At 67.7% G+C, this 21,228-nt stretch carries 18 protein-coding genes; 16 read left to right on the top strand and 2 right to left on the bottom strand.

The annotated features are described in order from the left end of the window. Positions 1-119: 119 nt before the first annotated feature. Positions 120-1,481 (bottom strand): porin family protein, encoded by a 1,362-nt coding sequence (locus FHS74_RS21135; RefSeq protein WP_211106459.1) that lies wholly within the window; start codon positions 1,479-1,481, stop codon positions 120-122. A gap of 640 nt (positions 1,482-2,121) precedes the next feature. Between FHS74_RS21135 and nosP the strand changes: the two genes are divergently transcribed. The 4 genes from nosP to FHS74_RS21115 all read left to right on the top strand — a co-directional run bounded on the left by nosP (position 2,122) and on the right by FHS74_RS21115 (position 7,642). Continuing rightward, entirely contained in the window at positions 2,122-3,243 is a 1,122-nt protein-coding gene (nosP, locus tag FHS74_RS21130) for a nitric oxide-sensing protein NosP (RefSeq protein WP_184804741.1), read from the top strand. Beyond that, the gene (locus FHS74_RS21125) at positions 3,240-6,017 is read left to right on the top strand and encodes a hybrid sensor histidine kinase/response regulator (RefSeq protein ID WP_184804738.1); all 2,778 of its coding nucleotides are present in this window, start codon (positions 3,240-3,242) and stop codon (positions 6,015-6,017) included. Before nosP ends, FHS74_RS21125 begins: the two co-directional genes overlap by 4 nt. 108 nt (positions 6,018-6,125) lie before the next feature. Beyond that, on the top strand, positions 6,126-6,965 hold the full coding sequence (locus tag FHS74_RS31010) for a 2OG-Fe(II) oxygenase (RefSeq protein ID WP_184804719.1): 840 nt from the start codon (positions 6,126-6,128) through the stop codon (positions 6,963-6,965). Continuing rightward, positions 6,953-7,642: a hypothetical protein gene (locus tag FHS74_RS21115; protein WP_184804716.1), complete on the top strand. Its 690-nt coding sequence runs from the start codon at positions 6,953-6,955 to the stop codon at positions 7,640-7,642. The genes FHS74_RS31010 and FHS74_RS21115 overlap by 13 nt, the downstream gene beginning before the upstream one ends. Positions 7,643-7,663: 21 nt before the next feature. Here FHS74_RS21115 and FHS74_RS21110 read toward each other — a convergent pair whose 3' ends face one another. After that, entirely contained in the window at positions 7,664-8,335 is a 672-nt protein-coding gene (locus tag FHS74_RS21110) for a response regulator transcription factor (RefSeq protein WP_184804713.1), read from the bottom strand. 589 nt (positions 8,336-8,924) lie between these two features. Here FHS74_RS21110 and pqqA point away from each other — a divergent pair. The 12 genes from pqqA (at position 8,925) to FHS74_RS21050 (ending at position 21,221) form a co-directional block, all read left to right on the top strand. Continuing rightward, positions 8,925-9,002: a pyrroloquinoline quinone precursor peptide PqqA gene (pqqA, locus tag FHS74_RS31335; RefSeq protein ID WP_184805131.1), complete on the top strand. Its 78-nt coding sequence runs from the start codon at positions 8,925-8,927 to the stop codon at positions 9,000-9,002. 161 nt (positions 9,003-9,163) lie between these two features. Next, positions 9,164-10,963 carry a lanthanide-dependent methanol dehydrogenase XoxF5 gene (gene xoxF5 / locus FHS74_RS21100; RefSeq protein WP_184804710.1) on the top strand — a complete coding sequence of 600 codons (1,800 nt, stop codon included), beginning with the start codon at positions 9,164-9,166 and terminating at the stop codon, positions 10,961-10,963. A gap of 102 nt (positions 10,964-11,065) precedes the next feature. After that, positions 11,066-11,521: a c-type cytochrome gene (locus FHS74_RS21095; RefSeq protein WP_184804706.1), complete on the top strand. Its 456-nt coding sequence runs from the start codon at positions 11,066-11,068 to the stop codon at positions 11,519-11,521. Positions 11,522-11,544: 23 nt separating this feature from the next. Further along, positions 11,545-12,402: a substrate-binding domain-containing protein gene (locus tag FHS74_RS21090; protein WP_211106457.1), complete on the top strand. Its 858-nt coding sequence runs from the start codon at positions 11,545-11,547 to the stop codon at positions 12,400-12,402. Continuing rightward, positions 12,399-12,986 (top strand): PQQ-dependent catabolism-associated CXXCW motif protein, encoded by a 588-nt coding sequence (locus FHS74_RS21085; protein WP_343066983.1) that lies wholly within the window; start codon positions 12,399-12,401, stop codon positions 12,984-12,986. Before FHS74_RS21090 ends, FHS74_RS21085 begins: the two co-directional genes overlap by 4 nt. 38 nt (positions 12,987-13,024) lie before the next feature. Beyond that, positions 13,025-13,405 carry a c-type cytochrome gene (locus tag FHS74_RS21080; RefSeq protein ID WP_184804700.1) on the top strand — a complete coding sequence of 127 codons (381 nt, stop codon included), beginning with the start codon at positions 13,025-13,027 and terminating at the stop codon, positions 13,403-13,405. 407 nt (positions 13,406-13,812) lie between these two features. Then, complete coding sequence (locus tag FHS74_RS21075) at positions 13,813-15,348, top strand: exopolysaccharide biosynthesis polyprenyl glycosylphosphotransferase (protein WP_184804697.1); 1,536 nt, start codon at positions 13,813-13,815, stop codon at positions 15,346-15,348. Positions 15,349-15,430: 82 nt separating this feature from the next. Beyond that, positions 15,431-16,588, top strand: coding sequence for a glycosyltransferase family 4 protein (locus FHS74_RS21070; RefSeq protein ID WP_184804681.1), 1,158 nt, complete (start codon positions 15,431-15,433; stop codon positions 16,586-16,588). Continuing rightward, positions 16,585-17,922: a hypothetical protein gene (locus FHS74_RS21065; protein WP_184804678.1), complete on the top strand. Its 1,338-nt coding sequence runs from the start codon at positions 16,585-16,587 to the stop codon at positions 17,920-17,922. The genes FHS74_RS21070 and FHS74_RS21065 overlap by 4 nt, the downstream gene beginning before the upstream one ends. Next, the gene (locus FHS74_RS21060; protein WP_184804676.1) at positions 17,919-19,238 is read left to right on the top strand and encodes an O-antigen polymerase; all 1,320 of its coding nucleotides are present in this window, start codon (positions 17,919-17,921) and stop codon (positions 19,236-19,238) included. Before FHS74_RS21065 ends, FHS74_RS21060 begins: the two co-directional genes overlap by 4 nt. An 11-nt stretch (positions 19,239-19,249) precedes the next feature. Further along, complete coding sequence (locus FHS74_RS21055; protein WP_184804673.1) at positions 19,250-20,491, top strand: glycosyltransferase; 1,242 nt, start codon at positions 19,250-19,252, stop codon at positions 20,489-20,491. 1 nt (position 20,492) lies between these two features. Next, positions 20,493-21,221, top strand: a complete 729-nt coding sequence (locus tag FHS74_RS21050) for a P-loop NTPase family protein (RefSeq protein ID WP_184804670.1) — start codon at positions 20,493-20,495, stop codon at positions 21,219-21,221. Positions 21,222-21,228: the final 7 nt, after the last annotated feature.

The raw sequence follows: 21,228 nt of genomic DNA, 5'->3' as shown, positions 1-21,228 counted from the left end.
CTTTACGTCAAGCAATCCCACTTTTCGGCGGCGTTTTCTTGAACGCCGGGCACCGAACGGACCCGCGCGGGATCCCCTTCAGCCCCGCAAGGGGCCTCCGGGGACACATGGCGAAGCCCTCAGAAGAAGGCAATGGCGCCAGCCGCGATGGTATCCTCTTGCGCCTTGTTGCCGCCGTGGGCGGTCGCCGTCGTGTGCGCGTACTCACAGATCAGGTTAACCCAACTGGTGAGCTTGTACTTGCAGCCGGCGGCCCAGGACTCGTTGGTCTTCACCAACAGGGGGTTCACCTCACCCGACGCCAGGCCCAGGCGGCTCAAACCGTAGCTGCCCGACAGGGTGAAGCGCTTGAAGAAGGTGTAGCTGCCCTGGAAATAGTAGCCGTCGGAACTACGGGCCTTGCCCGCGGTGCTGACGCTGTCGAAGAACAGGCCGGTGGTGCCCAGCCCGTCGCCGGTGTAGCCATAGGCCACCAACTGGGCATCGGCGATATCGACCTTGGCGCCGAAGTCCCAGCCGGTCCCCCGCACGCTGTGCCCCTGGGCCAGGGCCTCGCTCGCCGAGACGCTTTTCAGGCTCTGGGTGACGACGTTGGTCCACAGCTGGGCCTTGACCAGGCTGCTGGCGTCAGCCGGCAGTTCGTAGTTCAGGCCCGCCTGGATTTGCGGCTCGTCATGGGCGGACAGGGTACCGGACAGGCCCGAGAAGTTGAAGGCGTCCAACGGCTGGAAGATGCCGACGGAGCCCGTCAGGCCGCCGAACTTGGGCGTGGTGTAGGTGATCTGGGGCATGAAGTCGGTATAGACATAGCCCAGACCGATGCGCCCCAACGACGTGTTGGAGGGGGCGACGTTGCCACCGGTGGATCCCACGCCGAATAGCGTGAAGTCGTCCAGGATGGCCTGTTGGCCGAACAGGCCGATGTCACGACCGACCTTGACCGTACCCATGGCGGGTGTCCCCACCGTCAGGTATTGCTGGCGGAAATCGAGGCCGGACGTGGCCAGCGCCCGGGAAGCACCGGCGGAATTGGCGCCGCCCGACCCCGAGACGCTGTTCAGGCCGGGATACATGCCAAAGTGGGCGACGATATCGAAGCCCTCCTGCTGGGTCTTGAACTCAATGGCGAAGTTGCCCGGCAGCAGGCCGTTGCGAATGGAGGAGTTGTCGCTGCTGCCCACCGCCGCCAGACCGCCGGCGACCACATGGTTGGGCGCCACGCTGTCAGGACTGTCGTGGACGTAGAAGCCATTGATCTCCCCCGACAGGGTGACGTCGACGGGGCCGACCTTCATGCCGATGCCCTTTTCCGTCATGCGCACGGCGAAGGGGTCGGGCGCCGGGGTCGCTGCCACGGCGGCGGCGCTGGCGGCGGCCGTGGCCGCTGGCGAAGGTGGCGGCGGCGTTTCCACCGCCTTGCGCTGCTTTAATTGGTCGTATTCCTGCTGGGACAAGATGCCCTTGGCCAGTAGTTTGGCCAACAAGTCATCCGTTGTATCCGCTTTCGCGATCGACCCTGGCAAGCAGGCCAGCCCGCTGATCGCTGTCACGCCCAGAAACAATGCCATCCGCATGGATTTCATTCTTGTTTCCTCCCGGCTTATATCTGCAGGGCGTAAGCGCTGAATTTACATAAATAAAGCGCCTGTCGGCGGAAGTTCCCGCGCGCCGATCATTTCCCTGCTGGTTGGCGGGGTCTTTCTGGGCCCCGCCTTAATGTCACACTTGAAGTCGTTTGCCTTGGTCGCGCAATAGAACTAAAGAACCGTTGCGGGCTTCCTGCCCCTTGCGCAGGCTATGCAAGCCTATGCAATCATGGGCGCGGTTCGCGCGCGGTTCGATGACACGGCCGCCGGACGGCACCCGGATGGACCCATGAAGACCAAGCCTGGCGACAGCGGCCCCTCCCGAAACCGCGGGCCCAACCGTGTTCCCACCCGCCCCCCCGATGGCATTGGCGTCATGTCCGATCCGGCCTTCTTCCCGGAAACCGTCCCACCAACCAACGGATCCGCGATGACCGCGACCGTTACCACATCCCTTCCGCCACACCCCTTCCCCCCTGTGTCTCCGGCCGCCCCGCGCCCGCAGCCGACCACGCGGGGTGGGGGGGGCGCCGGCGTGCCACTGCGCCGGGGCGGATCGGACAAGACCGACGCCCGGGCGGCGGTGGCGGAGTTGCGCCAGCAGATCGGTGGCGGTGACGCCGCCTTCGTCCTGGTGTTCCTTTCCCCCGCCTATGACCGGGCGGAAATGCTGGCGGCCCTGGCCGAGGCCTTCGGATCCACGCCGGTGTTCGGCTGCACCACCGCCGGCGAGATCACGCCCTTCGGCTACATCAGCGGCGGCCTGAGCGGCATCAGCTTCCCGGCGGAAGACTTCACGGTGCATTCGGCCCTATTCGAAGGTCTGAGCCAATTCCAGATCGCCGACACCATCGAGCGCACCCACCAGTTGGTGGCCCACCGCCATGCCCAGGCCCAGGGCCGCGCGGGATTCGGCCTGCTGCTGGTGGACGGTCTGTCGACGCGGGAGGAGCGGTTGGTCAGCGCCATCGGCAACGCGCTGGCGGGCCTGCCGCTGATCGGCGGTTCGGCCGGCGATGGGCTGGACTTCAAGGCCACCTTCGTCCTTCATGAAGGCCGCTTCGTCCGGGATGCCGCCATCCTGCTGCTGGTGACCACCCGCCGGCGCTTCTCCGTCTTCAAGACGGAGCATTTCGTGCCCACGGCGCACAAGATGGTGGTGACCGGCGCCGACCTGGAGTCGCGCCGGGTGTTCGAGATCAACGCGGAACCCGCGGCCCTGGAATACGCCCGCCTGGTGGGCCTGTCGAACGAGCCGCTGAGCCCCAAGATCTTCGCCGCCCATCCGGTGGTGGTGCGGGTGGGCGGACAATACCATGTGCGCGCCATCCAGAAGGTCAACCCGGACAACAGCCTGACCTTTCATTGCGCCATTGACGAGGGGCTGGTGCTGACGGTGGCGCGCGGCATCGATATCGTGGAAAATCTGCATGAACTGTTCCGCCGCCTGGAGCGGGAGGTCGGCGGACGTCCGGAAGCCATCGTGGGATTCGACTGCGTGCTGCGGGATCTGGAAACCGAACAACGCAACCTTAAGGCCGCCGTGTCGGACCTGTTCATGGCGCATCGCGTCACCGGCTTTTGCACCTATGGCGAACAGTACATGTCCATGCACGTCAACCAGACATTCACAGGCGTCGCCATCGGTGCGGCATGATCGCGCCCAAGGCGATTGCCCCGTCCCTTCCCCCAGAGAGCCCCCTGGCGGGTGAACCCGCGAACGGGGAAGACCCCGCCCAGCGCATCGCGGAGCTGGAGCAGCGGGTCGCCAAGCTGACCCGTATCAACCAGTCGCTGATGGACAGGGTGGAGCGGCACATCGACGGCCAGGGCTCCGCCTTTTCCCTGTTCCAGACGGCCATCTCGCTGGAGGCGCAGGTGCGCTCGCGCACCCAGTCGCTGGAAGAGGCGCTGGTCGACCTTGAGCGGTCCTACCACGAGGCCGCCAAGGCGCGGGAGCAGGCGGAAACCGCCCGCCTGCGGCTGTTCACGGCCATCGAGGCGGTCAGCGGCGGCTTCGCCCTGTTCGACGCCGCCGACCGGCTGGTGCTGTTCAACCAGGATTACCTGAGCTTCTGGCCCGGCATGGCGGGCGACGTCCACCCCGGCATGTCCTTCAGCGACATGGTCCACCTGGCCGTCCAACGCAAGAGCGTCATTGACGCCTACCGCGATCCGGACGGCTGGGTGCGCCGCCGCCTGCGCCAGCACGCCGAGTGCCAGGGCCCCACCGCCCACGCGCTGAGCGACGGTCGCTGGATGCAGATCAACGAGAAGCGCACCAACGACGGCGGCGTGGTGGCGATCTACACCGACATCACCGCCTTGAAGCGGCGGGAAACGCAGCAGTGGAAGGCGGCCCTGGCCAAGAAGACCACGCTGCTGCAGGCGACGCTGGACAACATCTTCCAGGGGGTCGCGGTGTATGACGCGCAGTTGGCGCTGGTGGCCTGGAACAACGAGTTCGTGCGCCTGCTGGATCTGTCGACACGCTGCGTGCGCCGGGGCGCGGTGTTCGCGGACTTCCAGCGCTTCAACGACGGGCTGCAGCCCCATGGCATCAGCGAGCCCCGCTTCCTCGACCCGCAGATCAATCCCCTGCCGCTGAGGCTGGAGCAGACCTGGTTCAACGGCCGGGTGCTGGACATCGAACGCAACCCCATGCCGGACGGTGGCTTCGTCCTGACCTTCACCGACATCACGGAGCGCAAGCGCAATGAGGAGGCGCTGCGCGACAGCGAACGGCGCATCCGCCTGGTGACGGACGCCATGCCCGCCCTGATCGCCTATGCCGACGCGGAAGAGCGCTACCAGTTCGTCAACGCCCCCTACCGTCAATGGCTGGGACGGGCGGAAACGGCCATCCTGGGGCGACGCATGCGTGCCGTGCTGGCGCCCGCGTTCTATGACCGCTGCCGGGCCTATATCCGCCAGGCCCTGGCCGGCCAGACCGTGGCCTTCGAGGTGGAGCTGCCCCCCACCGGCGCCAGCGACCCGGACGAGCAGCCCCGCTACGCCCAAGTGACGTTCGTGCCGCATATCGGGCTGCCCCAGGGCGACCAGAACCGGGTCATCCTCGGGTTGTTCACCCTGATGCAGGACGTGACGGAACGGCGCCGGGCCGACGCCGCCATCAAGGAGGCGAACGAGACCCTGGAACGCAGGGTGACCGAGCGTACCGCCGCCTTGACCGCCCTGAACGGCCAATTGCAGCAGGAGATCGCCGAGCGGCGGGAGGTGGAGCGCGCCCTGCAATCCGCCAAGGTAGAGGCCGAGCAGGCCAACCTGTCCAAGACCAAGTTCCTGGCGGCCGCCAGCCATGACCTGCTGCAGCCCCTGAATTCGGCCCGCCTGTTCGTCTCGGCGCTGGCGGAGCTGGAACACACGCGCAAGAACCGCTCGCTGATCGACAACATCGACGTGTCGCTGGGCGCGGTGGAGGGGCTGTTGGACGCCCTGCTGGATATTTCGAAGCTGGATGCCGGCGCCGTCTCGCCCGAGATCGTGGACTTCCCCATCGGCAGCCTGCTGGGTCCTTTGTCCACCGAGCATCAGGTGCTGGCCCATGAACAGGGGCTGGCCATGCGCTACGCCCCGTCACGCGCGGTGGTGCGCAGCGATATCCGCCTGCTGCGCAGCATCGTGCAGAATTTCCTGTCCAACGCCATCCGCTACACCCAACACGGCGGCGTGCTGCTGGGCTGCCGCCGGCGGGGTGATTTCCTGCGCATCGAGGTGTGGGACAGCGGCCCCGGCATCCCAACCGACCAGCTGGAGGAAATCTTCAAGGAATTCCATCAGCTGCACCGCGGCCCCATGTTGGGCAACCCCCTGGGCGGTGGACGCGAGGGCCGCACACGGGCCGCCGGCCGCGGCATGGGCCTGGGCCTGGCCATCGTGCGCCGCGTGGCCAAGGTGCTGGACGTCACGGTGGAAACCCGCTCGGTGGTGGGGCGGGGCTCCGTCTTCTCGGTGGCGGTGCCCCTGGGCGCCATGACGGCCTCGGCCGCCCCCCGGCGGCTGGTGGGTGACGGCGGCAGCCGCCCCCTGGACGACGCCCTGGTGCTGGTGCTGGATGACGAGCCCAGCGCCCTGATGGGCATGCAGGCCCTGCTGTCCGCCTGGGGCTGTGAAGCGGTGGTGGCCTCCACGGGCGAAGAGGCGCTGGAGGTGCTGGCCCGTCTGCCCCGCCCACCGGACGCCCTGATCGCCGATTTCCACCTCAGTGAGGGCCACACGGGCCCCGAGGAGGTCAGCCGCCTGCGCCAAGCGATCGCCACCAGCGGCGGCGACGCCCCGCCGGGCATCATCGTCACCGCCGACCACACACCCGAGGTCGAGGCGCTGGTGAAGCAGCATCATTACTGGATGCTGAAGAAACCTCTGAACCCGGCCCAGCTGCGGGCCCTGCTGTCCAGCATGCTGGGGTGAGTCGGGCCTGCGGCCGCTGTCGCCTGTCCATGATCGGGCGCGTTGACACCCCGCCACAACCGGCGATATCCCCGTGGACTGAAACAAGCCTCCCATCAAGGTCTCCGCATGCGCACTCTCCTGGCCGGCCTGACCGCTGCGGACATCCGCACCGATCCCTTCCCCCACATCGTGGCCGACCTGCCCGTGGAGCCGGAGCTGTATGAGGCCTTGAGCGCCAGCTTCCCCAGTTTCCAGCGCCTGGCGTGGGACTGCCCGCCGGAACGCGTGCCCAACAACCGTCGCTTCGCCCTGCCGGCCCAGCTGCTGATGGAGGCCCCGGATCTGCCGGAGTGCTGGAAGGAGTTCCTGGCCCTGCACAGCGGACCGACGTTCCTGGCCGAAGTGGCGGCCCTGTTCGCGGGCCATTGGGACCCGGCGATGCTGGCGGTCCTGGACGGCAGCCTGACCAACCACAGCACCGGCCGGCTGAGCCTCAGCAACCCCGGGCCCTACCGCATCCACCAGGACGCGCGGCTGGAGATCAACAGCGCCGTGCGCGATCGACCCTCCTCCTCCCGTGGGGCCCACCTGGACACGCCGAACCGCCTGTTCTCCTGCCTGTTCTACCTGCGGGCACCGGACGACGACGCCGTGGGCGGCGATCTGGAACTGTTCCGCTGGCGAAGCGGGCCGGCGGGCCCCGTCTCGTCATATGAAGTGCCGCCGGACACGGTGGACCGTGTGGCCACCATCCCCTACGCCGCCAACCGGATGGTGATCTTCCCGCAGAACGTGAACGCCCTGCACGGGGTGAGCCCGCGCCATCCGACGCCGCACACCCGCCGCTATGTCTTCATCACCGCCGAGCTGACGGAGGATTGGATGACGTTTCCCGAGTCCGACCCGACCAGCGCCCCGGCGGGCCCCGGCGCGGCGCCCAAGGAGGCGGCACCATGCGCCTGCTGATCCACGGTATGCAGTCGGCCGGCGCCACGGCCTTCGCCCGGGCGCTGGCGGAGCGGCCGGGATGCTTGGCGCTGGTCGACATCCCCAATAACTTTGCCGCCCCCCGCGTCACCACCAGCGCCGATTTCGTGGCCAAGGTGGTGGTGACCACAGCCTATCCCCTGGCCGTGCATGTCGAGCGGTTCCGCCCTGACAAGGTGCTGCTGCTGCTGCGCGACCCCCGCGATAACTACGAAAGCCTGAAGACCAAGGATTATCGCCATCATTCGGGCCTGATGGATGAGAAGTTCCTGATCCTGGACCAGCTGTTCGCCGAACGGCACCAGCGGTTCGACGCCGTGGTGCATTACGAGGACTTCCTGGCCCGCGACCCGTCGGTGTTCACCGCGATGGCGGGCCTGGGGTGGCCGCTGACCGACGAGCATTACATCTATCGGCGGGGCTATAACGAGCTGCTGGGCACCTTATGGGCGGCGGAACCGGCCCTGCAGGAAACCATGGGGGTGGTGTTCGGCAACGCCCGCGGCGGCGGTGTCACTGACGTGCACCGCGACAAACCGCGGAGCGCCGAGACCGACACCCGGCTGGAAGCGCTGTGCCCCCGCCTGCTGGCCCACTATCGTGCCCGCGACGGGGCTTCCCCGGACGTGCGCGGGGTGTCGCACCCACCCGGCTGATCATGGCCTCGCGGGGTCCGATCAGCCTTCGGCCACGTCGGCGAAGCTGTCCAGATGCAGGCGGCCCGCCATGACCACGGCCTGGGTGCGGCTGTAGACGCGCAGCTTGTGCAGGATGCTGGAGACGTGGGCCTTCACCGTGGTTTCGGCGATGTCCAGGTCATAGGCGATTTCCTTGTTCAGCTTGCCGGTGCCCAGCAGCTGCAGTACGCGGCGCTGCTGCGGCGTCAGGGTCAGGATCCGTTGCAGGAAATCGTCGTCCGTCGCCTGGCCCTTGGCATCGGGCGGCGGGGCCGCCGAGACCAGGTCGTCGGGGCGATAGGTGCCGCCGCCGGCCACCAGGGCCAAGGCCGCCACGATCTCCGCCCGGGGGGTGGATTTGGGGATGAAGCCCATGGCGCCCAAGGCCAGTGCCTCCCGCACCAGGCGCGGATCCTCCAAGGCGGAGATCACCACCACCGGGGTGGCGGGGAACTGGCTGCGGATGCGCACCAGACCTTCAAAACCGTCCACGCCGGGCATGCGCAGGTCCAGCAGCAGGAGATCGGCGGCGCCGATGGACTCCAGCAACTGCGTCACGGCCCCGAGATGGGCGCATTCCAGGATTTCAGGCTGATCAAAAGCGGATTCCACGGCGAGCGCCAGGGCGCCCCGCACCATGGGGTGGTCGTCGGCAATGATTATTTGCGGCATGCGTCGCCTCGTTTGCGGGCGATTATCAGTCGGCGTTTCCTCGACCTTGACGATAGTCGATCCTGGCGCCGACGGCTAGTGCCTGAGAGGCTTAGGCCGACAATGGCCGGATGCGCCCCTTCCGTTCCCGGCCGGAGTATGACAATGAATTGTTTTGGAAGAAATTTATGAGACCGCAGGGTGATCGGCGGCGGGCCGTCGCGCCCGACACGCCGGGCCGGCTGCATCCTTGTACCAAAGTACAATTGGCACCCGGGACAGGCTTCTTGAAGATGGGCACCAAGCCGAAGGGCGGACCATATCTTTGAAAAGACAAAGAACTGCCACAGTCGGAATTCCCGCGTGACGCCTGGCCCGCGACGCGTGCGGTCACCAGCACCCCGTCCGCCACTATCCGAATGAACGTCCGGTCTCAACGGTGTCTGTGGATACCCTAGCGATGCCAGGCGGGTTGGCCATTCAGCGGCTCGGCCCATGTGCTGGGGGACCTGGACCTCACCGTGATGTCCAACCGGGAAAGCGTACGGCGGCCTGAGGCGGAAGAGAGATTGGTACCCGATACATCCTTAAACCTTTGAGGAGAGTCCCCATGCGTTGGAAGAAGCCCACCATCACCGAGATCGCCCTGGGCATGGAAATCAACTGCTACGCCTGCGCGGACGTCTGACGCCCGCACAAATCCACGGGGCTGGGCCGGCGGGTCCTCCCCGATTGTCGCGCATCCGTTTCCCTAGTGCGTCCGTTTGCCTTTCTTAAGCGTCGCCCATCCGCCGGCCAGGCGGACACCAAATCGGCCGGACCTACCGGCCAATCCCCAGGGAGGGAATGATGAATCAGCGGAAGAAGGTCCTGTTATCCTGGACCGCCCTGGTGGCGGCCAGCCTATTGGTCAGCCATCCGTCGCTGGCCAACGACGAACTGTCCAAGATGAGCAAGGACTCCAAGCAGTGGGTCATGCAATCAGGCGATTACGCCAACCAGCGCTACAGCAGCCTGAAACAGATCACCACCACCAACGTGAAGGAGCTGCGTCCGGTCTGGACCTTCTCCACCGGCGTTTTGCGCGGGCATGAGGGCGGGCCGCTGGTCGTGGGCGACGTCATGTACGTCCACACCCCCTTCCCCAACATCGTCTACGCCCTGGACCTGACCAACCAGGGCCGCATCCTGTGGAAGTATGAGCCCAAGCAGGATCCGAACGTCATCCCCGTCATGTGCTGCGACACAGTCAACCGCGGCGTGGCCTACGGCGACGGCAAGATCATCCTGAACCAGGCCGATGCCAATGTCGTGGCGCTGGACGCCAAGACCGGCAAGGAGCTGTGGAAGGTCGCCAACGGCGACGCCAAGAAGGGCGAGACCATGACGGGCGCGCCCGTCATCGTGAAGGACAAGGTGCTGGTCGGCATCAGCGGCGGCGAGTTCGGCGTACAGGGCCGCATGACCGCCTATAACCTGAAGGACGGTTCCGTCGCCTGGAAGGCCTACTCGGTCGGCCCCGACGACCAGATGCTGATCGATCCCCAGAAGACCATGAACCTGGGCAAGCCCGTCGGCGCCAACTCCTCGCTGTCGACCTGGCAGGGCGACCAGTGGAAGACCGGTGGCGGCGCCACCTGGGGCTGGACCAGCTATGACCCGCAGCTGAACCTGATCTACTACGGCTCGGGCAACCCGTCGACCTGGAACCCCAAGCAGCGCCCCGGCGACAACAAATGGTCCATGACCATCTTCGCCCGCGACGCCGACACGGGCATGGCCAAGTGGGTCTATCAGATGACGCCCCATGACGAATGGGATTATGACGGCGTCAACGAGATGATCCTGGCCGACATCAAGGTGAAGGGCACGCCCGTCAAGGCGCTGGTCCACTTCGACCGCAACGGCTTCGCCTACACCATGAACCGCGAGACCGGCGAACTGCTGGTGGCGGAGAAGTATGATCCGGCCGTCAATTGGGCCACGCACGTGGACATGAAGACCGGCCGGCCCGAGGTGGTGGCCCAGTACAGCACCGACAAGAACGGCGAAGACAAGAACACCAAGGGCGTCTGCCCGGCGGCCCTGGGCAGCAAGGACCAGCAGCCGGCCTCGTACTCGCCGGACACCGGCCTGTTCTACGTGCCGACCAACCATGTCTGCATGGATTACGAGCCGTTCAAGGTGTCCTACACCGCCGGCCAGCCCTATGTCGGCGCCACCCTGTCGATGTTCCCGCCCAAGGGTGAGACCCACCTGGGCAACTTCATCGCCTGGGACGCCAGCGCCGGCAAGATCGTCTGGTCCAACAAGGAGACCTTCTCCGTCTGGTCGGGCGCCCTGACCACGGCGGGCGGCGTCGCCTTCTACGGCACGCTGGAAGGCTACCTGAAGGCGGTCGACATGAAGACGGGCAAGGAACTGTACAAGTTCAAGACGCCCTCGGGAATCATCGGCAACGTCACAACCTATGAGCATGGCGGCAAGCAATATATCGCCGTGCTGTCCGGTGTCGGCGGCTGGGCCGGCATCGGCATGGCGGCCGGCTTGGGCGGCGACACAGATGGCCTGGGCGCCGTCGGCGCCTACAAGCAGCTGTCCAACTACACCCAGCTGGGCGGTGTCCTCACCGTCTTCGCCCTGCCGTAACCCTCTCTTTCCTAAAGCTCCGCCTGGGAGACCCCCAGGCGGAGCTTCTTTGCCCCTACGCCCATGCACTGGACATTCACTTTGCGAAAAGAGGTCCGACTGATGCCGAAACGCGTGGCACTGGCCGTTGCCGTCACCGTCCTGTCCCTGCCCCTCTGCGTCACCGCCGGCCTTGCCGCGGCCGCGAACGGCAGCGCCCCCGCCGCCAAGACGGCCGAGGTCAAGCCCTACAAGGTCGAGGATGGCAAGGTCGATCCCGGCACCTATAACGGTTACCGCCGTTATGGCGAGTCCTGCCTGCGCTGCCATGGGCCGGATGGCGCCGGCAGCTCCTACGCCCCGGCCCTGACGGACAGCCTGAAACAGATGGATTATGACACCTTCGCCGAAACCGTGATCAACGGCCGCAAGAACGTGAACACCGCCAACAGCAACGTCATGCCCTCCTTCGGCACGACGGAGGACGTGGCGAATTACCTGGAGGACATCTACGGCTATCTGAAGGCCCGGTCCGATGGGGCCATCGGTCGTGGCCGGCCACAGCGCATCGGCGATTGACGGCGGCCGCCCCCATGAAAAGAATGGCCCTGAAAACGGCCTTCAGGCTGGCGCTGGCGGCCCTGGCGCCGCTGGCCCTGATCACCACCCAGGCCGCCGCGCAGACGGCGGAGCTGGTGTCCCGCACCGAATTGCGCATCTGCGCCGACCCCAACGACCTGCCCTATTCCAACCAGAAGGGGGAGGGCTTCGAGAACAAGATCGCCACCCTGATCGGCCAGGACCTGAAGCTGCCCGTCAGCTTCGTCTGGTTTCCCCAGGTCATGGGCTTCGTGCGCAACACCCTGCGCGCCCGGCAATGCGACCTGGTGATGGGCACGGTCGCGGGCGACCCGCTGATGGACAACACCAGCGCCTACTATCACAGCGGCTATATGATCGTGACGCGCGCCGATTCGGGTATCGGCGCCACCTCACTGGCCGACCCCGCCCTGGCCGACAAGCGCTTCGGCATCGTGGCCGCCACCCCCCCAACCGACCTGCTGCTGCGCCATAACCTGATGGCACACGCCACCTCCTACGCGTTGGCGGTGGACACGCGGTATGAATCGCCGGCGCGGGCCATGCTGCAGGACCTGGCGGACCGCAAGATCGACGTGGCATTGCTGTGGGGCCCCATCGCGGGGTTTTACATCAAGCATGAAAAGCTGCCGCTGAAGGCCGCCTTCCTGGATCCGGAGGGCGATAGCGACCGGCTGGACTTCCGCATCGCCATGGGTGTGCGCGCCAATGAACCGGAATGGCGGCGCACCGTGGACCAGGCCCTGCGACGTCACCGCGCCGAGGTCGACGCGCTGCTGGCGGATTACGGCATCCCCCTGCTGGATGAGCAGAACAAGCCCATCCCCGGCACCCTGCCCGGCGCCGGCGCCAAACCGTGAGGCTGGGCGCGGCGGCGCGTGCCGCCAGCCTGGCGGCGGGCCTGGTGGCGACGCGGGCCCTGGCGCAGCCCCCCACCCCGGTGCCCGAGCCGCCGACCTATCGCCTTGACGATTACCGCGCGCCCGTGCCGGCGACGGTGGCGGGGGGCCGGGTCCTGACCACCGACGCCCTGCGCGGGCTGCTGGCGCGCGAAGGCGACCGCGTGGTCCTGGTGGATGTGGTGCCCGCCCCCCGCCGCCCGGCGGGGATGGCGCCGGGATCGCCCTGGATGCCCCTGCCCCACGCCAACCTGCCCGGCAGCGTCTGGCTGCCCGACGTGGGCCGGGGAGCGTTAAGTCCAATCCTGGAAAACTGGTTCCAGCAACAACTTGCGACTTTAAGCGGGGGCGACAAGAGCCGCCCGCTGGTGTTCTATTGTCTGCCCGAGTGCTGGATGAGCTGGAATGCGACCAAGCGTGCCGTCAGTTATGGTTACAGCAACGTCTCCTGGTATCCGGACGGTGTTGATGGCTGGCGCGCCGCCGGATTGCCCCTGGCCACGGCCACGGCGCTGACCCCCCCGGAGGCCCCGGGGGTTCCCTGAGTTCACGACGACCAGAGAACAGGCAAAGGAGAGTTGAAGTGCGACGTATCGGATTTTGGGCGGCGGTGGCCGCCACGATCATCGCGGGCGGAACGGCTGGAACGGCCCTGGCGGAGGGTGATCCCGCCGCCGGCCAGGTGGTGTTCAAGAAGTGCGCCGTCTGCCATTCCATCGATGCTGGCGTGAACAAGGTGGGCCCCAGCCTGCACGGTATCGTCGGCCGCAAGTCGGCCACCGCCCCCGGCTTCGACTATTCCGCCGCCATGAAGGGTGCGAACAAGGAATGGACGGCCAAGGAGCTGGACACCTACCTGACCGACCCGCGCGCCCTGGTGCCCGGCACCAAGATGGTGTTCGTCGGTCTCAAGGCCCAGGCCGACCGCGACAACGTCATCGCGTATCTGGCGACGCTGAAATAATACCCCCGGAAGGCCGGCGCTTGAGGGGCCGTTGAGCGGTCTCGCTCACAGGCCATTGACATAAGCGCCCCCGATCAAACACCCCCGCCCGGATCGCCGGACGGGGGTGTTTCTGTTTGGGGCCGCCGGCCCTCCATCTGATGGGCAGGCAATACGCGCGCCCTCCGACTCCCATGGGGATCCATGCGGCTTTCACAGGCCTGGAACCCAGAACCTAACCCGATGCATAGTCTGCGATATTAACGGGCTTTTAATTCAAATTCCTGGCTTATGCTGCCCTCGCGGGCCGAAAACCCCGTGATATCAACTCACTAAATAGCACAATTGCTAACATCGCATCCGACCGCAATCGCTGGTGGATCACAAATCCCCGGATTGCGACGGCCGATGGAAGTCGAGACCGCAGCATGCCCTTGGATCACACCGCCGGCACCGGCCAGCATGGGAATCACGTCACCAGCAAGGGCCGGCAGCGCCGTGACACGGCCACGGAGACAGGGCTGGCCCCCACCCTGGGCCTCAGTCGTCCCATCTTTGAGATCCTATGGTCGCTGCTGGAGGGGGGGGCCGTGTTCTCGGTCGGCAGCATCCTGCTGTCGCTGGCCGCGCTGCTGCGGGGCGAGGCGAGGGCCGCCGACGAGATGCGCGCCAGCCTGTGCCTGGCCGCCGGCCCGGCCTATGTCGTGCTGGCCTGGCTGCTGGGCCGCTTCGCACGCGCCCCCCACCTGACCGACACCGCCACCGCCGTACCACGCGTGACGGCGGCCCTGTTCGCCTGCCTGCTGGCCCAGGTCATCGTCCGAAGCGGCCAACCGGGTGACACCGTTTGGGCCGACGTCGCCTGGCTGCTGTCCTGGTTCGCCCTGTCGACCGGCACCCTGATCCTGACCCGACGGTTGGAAGGGGCGGTGGCCACCGTGGCCGTGGCCCGTCGCTGGCGGGTGCGCCCGGCCATCATCGTCGGGGCCGGCCCCGCCGCCCAGAAGCTGGTGGAGGACATGGCCAGCCGTGCGGGCCGCGAGATCGACATCCTGGGCTTCTTCGACGACCGGCAGACCCGCGTCGGCACGCTGACGCGCCACCTTCCCTATCTGGGACGGCTGGACGCCCTGATCGATTTCGTCGCCGACCATGAGGAGATCGACGTGTTCATGGCCCTGCCGTGGACCGCCGGCCCCCGCATCTCCGCCCTGTTGCAACGCCTGCGCTTCCTGCCCATCACGGTATGGCTGGTGCCGGATCCGGAATTGTCCGTCCTGGCGTTGCCCCAGCTGGGTGGCCAGGCGGGGGCCGCCACCGGCGTCATCATGCCGACGCTGATGACCCCGCCCTTCTCCCATTGGGACCGCCTCGCCAAATCCACCTTCGACCATGTCGCGGGCCTGGCCATCCTGCTGCTGATCCTGCCGGTGCTGCTGGCCACCGCCCTGGCCATCAAGCTGGACAGCCCCGGCCCCATCCTCTTCCGCCAGCAGCGCAGCGGCCAGTTCGGCCGCAAGTTCGCCATCTACAAGTTCCGCTCGCTGTATGTGGACGACGCCGACGCCGAGGCCAACACCCTGGTCAGCAGGGGCGACAGCCGCGTCACCCGCGTGGGCCACTACATCCGCAAATATTCCATCGATGAGCTGCCGCAGATCCTGAATGTCCTGCAGGGCCGCATGTCGCTGGTGGGCCCGCGCCCGCACGCGCCGAAGGCCAAGGCCGACGGCCGCCTCTATGCCGAGGTCATGCCGGATTACGCCCTGCGCTATCGGGTGAAGCCGGGCATGACCGGCTGGGCCCAGATCAACGGCTGGCGGGGGGAGACCGATACCGAGGAGAAGCTGCGCAAGCGGGTCGAATTCGATTTCGACTACATCCGGAACTGGTCGTTCATGCTGGATATGGCGATCCTGCTCCGCACCATTCCCGCCATGCTGTTCCCCAAGAACAATGTCTGAGGCCGCCCGATACGGCGGGGGCCGTCATACCTACAGGCCCCGCGGCCCGCGCGGCTCCGGGTTCTGAGGCACGACCGCCCCCATGCCCCCTTCCCTCTTCATCAACGGTCGCTTCCTGGGCCAGCGGCAAACGGGCGTGCAGCGCTTCGCCCGTGAGGCGGTGCGCGCCATGGATGACCTGCTGGGCCAGCCCGCCCATCAGGCCCTGGCCGGTCGCGTCACCCTGCTGGTGCCACCGGGCACGGATCCGGCGGCGCTGGCCCCCGTGCGCCTGCGCGCCATCCAGGTGCGGATGGCCGGCCGGTTTGGCGGCGGCTATGCCTGGGAGCAACTGGATCTGCCGCGGCTGTCAGCCGGCGGCGTGCTGCTGAACCTGTGCAACCTGGGGCCGGTGGCCAAGCGGCGACAGGTGGTGGTGGTGCATGACGCCACCCCGCGCGTCAGCCCGGAAAGCTTCTCCCTGCCCTTCCGTCTGGCCTACCGCGTTCTGGTGCCCATGCTGGGCCGCGCCGCCGCCGCCATCGTCACCATCAGCACCTTCTCGCGCGCCGAAATCAGCCGCTGGTACGGCATTCCCGCCGACCGCATCACCGTGTGCGGCGAGGGCGGCGACCACATCCTGGCCCAGGCGGCCGACATGGGCGTGCTGGAGCGTCACGGCCTGCATCCCGGCACGCCGGGCGCCGCCCCCTATTTCCTGGCGGTGGGGGTCGGCAGCGCCAACAAGAACGTGGCCCTGGTGGTCGACGCCTTCGGGCGCGCCGGCCTGGACGGCATCCGCCTGGTCATGACCGGCAAGCGCGACCCCCGCGTGCACCCCGCCGGCGACGGACCAGCGGCGCGGCGCGTCACTGGTCCCCTGTGCCCCGTGGGCCATGTCAGCGATGGGGAGCTGCGCGCGCTGTACGAGAACGCGCTGGCCCTGGTCTACCCCTCCCGCTACGAAGGTTTCGGCCTGCCGCCGGTGGAGGCCATGGCCTGCGGCTGCCCCGTCATCATCAGCGACCAGCCGGCCCTGGTGGAGGTGGCGGCGCCGGAAACCACGGGAGCGGCCCTTGTCTGTGGCGTGGACGACGCCGACGGGCTGGCCCGGCTGCTGCGCCGCCTGGCGGAGGATGAGCTGTTGCGCCACCGCCTGGCCGCCAACGGCCGCGCCCGCGCCGCCCGGTTCCGTTGGTCCGCCACCGCCGAAGCCCTGCTGGACGCCTGCCTAGGGGTGGCCCGGGGGGCGGAAACGTGAGCGCGCCGCAAGCCCGCCCGGGCCGGATCCTGGCAGGCCCCTTCTCGCGCTATCTCCTGCTCCGAGGTGGCACGGCGGCGGCCACCCTGCTAGCCGGCGTCTGCCAGACCTACACCTTCGCCCGGGTGCTGGATCCCCACCTGTTCTCGCTGTTCATCGTTGTCGGCAATCTGGGCCTCTCGCTTTGGCTGTTCGATCTGGGCATCGCCAAGGTGCTGTACGTGTCGCTGCGCCAGCGTTTCCTGGCGGGGAAGCTGGCGGGTGATCCGGTCGCCGCCCAGGCGACGGGCGTGGTGGCGCTGTACAGCGGGCTGGTGGCCACCGGTTCCTTGGCCTGCCTGATCCTCATGCCGCTGGCCGCGTCCGCCACCCCCAGGGCGGGGGCGGAGTTCGCGCTGTTCTTCTGTTATTCCGCCCTGAACCTGGTGTGGTTCACCCTGCGCAACGTCAGTTCGGCCATCGACCAGTTCCTGTATTTCGAAACGCTGGAGGCCGCCCGCCGCTTCGGCCATCTGGGCCTGATGTTCTGCCTGCTGGTGGCCATGCCCTTCCCCGTGTTCCTGGTCCTCAGCAACCTAGTGTGGGCCGTGTTGCTGGTCCTCGCCTGTCACCGCCTGGCCCGGCGGGGCGCGCTGGACGCCGACCTGTCCCGGGCGCCCCGGGCCCTGACCGCCTTTTTCCGCGGCCATCGCCGCACGCTGTTGGCCAGCGGCGGGTACGCGGCGGGGGAGATGTACGTCTACAACTTCCCCAGCGTCCTGGTGCCGGCCGTCCACGGCCTGGGCGCCCCCACCATCATCTTCGACACCGCCTTCAAGATCTTCCGCGGCGCCACGGTGCTGTTCTCCGCCGTGTGCGACGTGCTGGTGCCGCGCCAGACCCGGGCGCACGCGGCGGGCGAGGTGGCGGCCCTGCGCCGGGCGACCGGCCTGGCGCTGGCGCTGGCCGCCGTGCCGGCGCTGGGCCTGTGCGGCCTGCTGCCGCTGGCGGGCGACCAGGTCTACCGCCTGCTGCTGGGCCCGGCCGCGACCATGCCGCCGGCCATCACCCCCATCCTGGTGGTGCTGATCCTGGCCAACCTGGTGCAGACGGTGTCCAACTTCCTGCTGGTGCACACCGGTTGCTTCGCCCTGATCGCGCGCGCCGCCGGCGTGGTGGCGGCGCTGATGACGGTGGTGGTGGTGGCCGACGCCCTGCTGGCGCCGGGCATCCTCGGCTTCGCCACCCTGTACATGCTGGCCTATGGCGTCAGCGCCCTGATCTATGCCGGGCTGGCGCTGGCCCGCCCCTTGCGCGCCATGGCGCCAAGGGTGGCGGAGGGCCCCCGGCCATGATCCATATCGACATCTGGCGGATCCTGGGCCGTATCCCCACGGTGAACTGGCTGATCCTGGCCGTCTGCGCCGTGGCCTTCCTGGGCTTCTACGTCCTGGACTACCGCAAGTGGGGCTGCCTGTCCTTCGCCAGTTATTTCTTTGGCTTCAACTACTTCCTGAAGGTGGTGGTGATGTACCCCTTCGCCTGGTCGGCCAACAACGTCCTGGCGACCGACCGGCATTTCGAGTCCATTCTCGTCCATTTGGACAAGGCGCTGTACATCACCATCGGCGGCTTCATCTGCATGCTGTCCGGCATCATGGCCGCGCGCGTGCTAACCCGCCGCCCGCCCGCCGCGTGCGCCCTCGTCTATGATGTCCTGTCGCGTGGCTGGCAGAGCGGCGGCGGCGTGGTGGTGGGCGCCCTGATCGTGACCGTGCTGACCGTGGCCCTGGCGCTGATGGGCTTCCAGGCCTTCATCGCCCGCAGCCTGGTGTTCGAACACAACGAACTGCGCCCCTTCTATAATTTGTGGAGCCAGATCGTCCCCTTCTTCGCCATCAACGCCATCGTCTACGGCGTCACGCGGCGGCAATGGACGGCGCTGGCGCTGGGCGTGGCGCTGGCCAGCCTGGGCATCATCGGCGGCAACCGCACGGTCGCCATCCTGACCCTGATGCAGGCCGGCGTGATGCTGGCCATGCCCAAACGCTTCCGCAACCTGCCGGTCATGCTGCTGGCGGCCCTGGGCCTGGCGTCCGTGGCCGTCACCATCGCCTCCCTGCGCGAAGCGTCGCTGCATGACCAGCGGGGCTTCCTGTTCCGCCTGCTGTACGGCAACGACCTGTCGGACCTGCGCGACTTCGCCTGGATCCTGACCGGCATGGACGACAGCCCCCTCTTTTGGGGCAAGACCTACATGGCGGGCTATCTCAGCTTCATCCCGGCCTATCTCTTCCCCTTTCGCGTGGAGTTCGGTTTCGGCCGCGTCAGCCCGGCGCTGGCCGGCCTGGACCCCATGTTCCACAGCGGCCTGCGCCCCCCCATCTTCGGCGAGATGTACGTGAACTTCGGCCTGCCCGGCGTGGCCCTGGGCGGCTTTCTCTACGGCCTGCTGGTGGGCAGGGTCATGGTGTGGATCACCCGCATGCTGGACCTGCCGGAGGGGGCGGACAAGCCGGTGTCCCAGGTGGTGGTCTGGACCGGCTTCATCCTGCTGCAGATCATCGACAGCGTCGTCTTCACCCCCGCCTTTTTCGGCGTCTACGTCCTGGCCGCCTTGCTGATCCTGGGGCAGGTGCTGGCCCGCATCGGCGCCCGGCGGTACGCATGAGGACGATGAGGATGGACAGCGTCTTCAGCCCCGCTCCCAGCCAGGCGCCGGCGGACGGCCACGCGGCGCTGGACCGCCCCCCCGTGGCGCCGCCACGGGCGCGACCGCTGCGCATCCTGCACATCGTGGAATCGGCGGCCACCGGCGTGGGCCGGCATCTGCTGGACCTGCTGGAGGGCACGCTGGCCCGGGGACACGGCGCCGACGTCCTGTTCTCCCCCACCCGTGAGGACGACATCTTCCGTCAGGGCCGCGCCCGTCTGGGCACCGTGCGTTTCCGCGCCATCGCCATGCGGCGCGCGCCCAATCCGATGGACCTGAAGGCGCTGTGGGCCGTCCGCCGCCACATGGCCAGCTTCGGTCCCTATGACATCATCCACGGCCACTCCTCCAAGGGCGGCATGCTGGCCCGCCTGGCCGGCATCGGCACGACCGCCAAGGTGGTCTACACCCCGCACGCCATCTCCACGCTCGACCCGACCCTGGGCCGCCTCAAGCGCGCCGTGTACACGGCGGGCGAGGTGGCGCTGGCCCATCTGACCGACGGCGTCATCGCCGTGTCGACAGGGGAACGCGCGCATATCGTGAGCCTGGGAATCCCCGCCGTCCGGGTCACCACCATCCCCAACGCCATCGAGCCGCCGGTGCCGGCCCCCCGCGCCGATACGCGGCGGGAGCTGGGCCTGGCGCCCGGACACCTGGCCATCGGCTTCGTCGGCCGGCTGACGGCGCACAAGGGCATCGACATCCTGATCAGCGCCTTCGCCCGCGCCCATGCCGCCGCCCCGCACGCCCGACTGATCATCATCGGCGACGGGCCCTGGGGCGATGAGGCCCGCGGCCAAGCCGAGACGCTGGGCTGCGCCACCGCCATCACCTGGCTGGGCGCCCGCGACGCCGTACGCTTTTACAGCGCCTTCGACCTGCTGGCCCAGCCCAGCCGGTATGAGGGCCTGAGCTACACCCTGCTGGAGGCGGCGGCGGTGGGCCTGCCCATCCTGGCCACCGACGTGGGCGGCACCCGCGACGTCATCGACGACGACGTCACCGGCGTGGTCGCCCCGGCCCCGGGCCGCAGGGCCGAAACCGATGGCGGGGCTTTCGGGACCCTGCTGACCAGGCTGGTGACCGATCCCGGCCGCCTCGCCCGCCATGCCGCCGCCGCCTCGGCCCGCGTGGCGCCGGGCGGCCAGGCCCGCATGGTGACGCGTACACTGTCCCTCTACCAATCCTTGATATCCAAAGCCGGTTAAGATGATGGCATTCCTCACCTCCAAGGCCTGGCCCATGAGCTGGTGGTCGCGCAAGCAAGAGCCGGTGGACATGACGGTGGACAGGGCGGCGATCGCCGGACAGCCGCTGTTCAGCCTGTTCAACAAGCTGGCGATGATGCCCCATGGCCCGGAAGGCTACGCCATCCAGATCATCGGCGCCCGGCCGGGGGCTGGCGCCTCCACCATCGCCAGGGCCCTGGCGGAGTTCGCGGCCGTGAACGTGGACGGCCCCGTGCTTCTGGTCGACGCCGACCCCTTCGACCGGGAACAGGTCCGGCTATCGGAAATTCCCCTGCCCAACAGCCTGCACGATGCGCAGCAGGGACTGGTGTCCCTGGATGACGCCTTGCGGCCACTGGGCACCGCCGACCTGATGCTGGCCGCCCTGACCCAGCCCATCGCCCGGCGGGCGGACGGCAACGTCACCTGGTCATTGTCCATCAGCGCCATGGGGGAGATCGTCGGCCAGCTGCGCCAGCGCTTCCGTTGGATCATTTTCGACAGCGCGCCGCCCCAGAACCTGGCCTTCGCGCATGTGCTGTCGCGCTTCGTGAATGGCACGGTCATCGTGGTGGAGGCGGAAAGGACGCGCCTGCCGGTGGTCCAACAGCTCATCCACCAGATTCGCGCCAACGGGGGTAAGCCAGTGGGTCTGGTCATCAACAAGCGCCGCCTGCTAATCTCCGAATTCATTTACAGGTTCCTGTGATGGGTGG

Origin of the sequence: Nitrospirillum iridis (genome assembly GCF_014205765.1) — a bacterium.
GTDB lineage: Bacteria > Pseudomonadota > Alphaproteobacteria > Azospirillales > Azospirillaceae > Nitrospirillum > Nitrospirillum iridis.
Note: the sequence above shows the minus strand (reverse complement) of the source record. Positions and strands in the feature narration are given on the sequence as shown.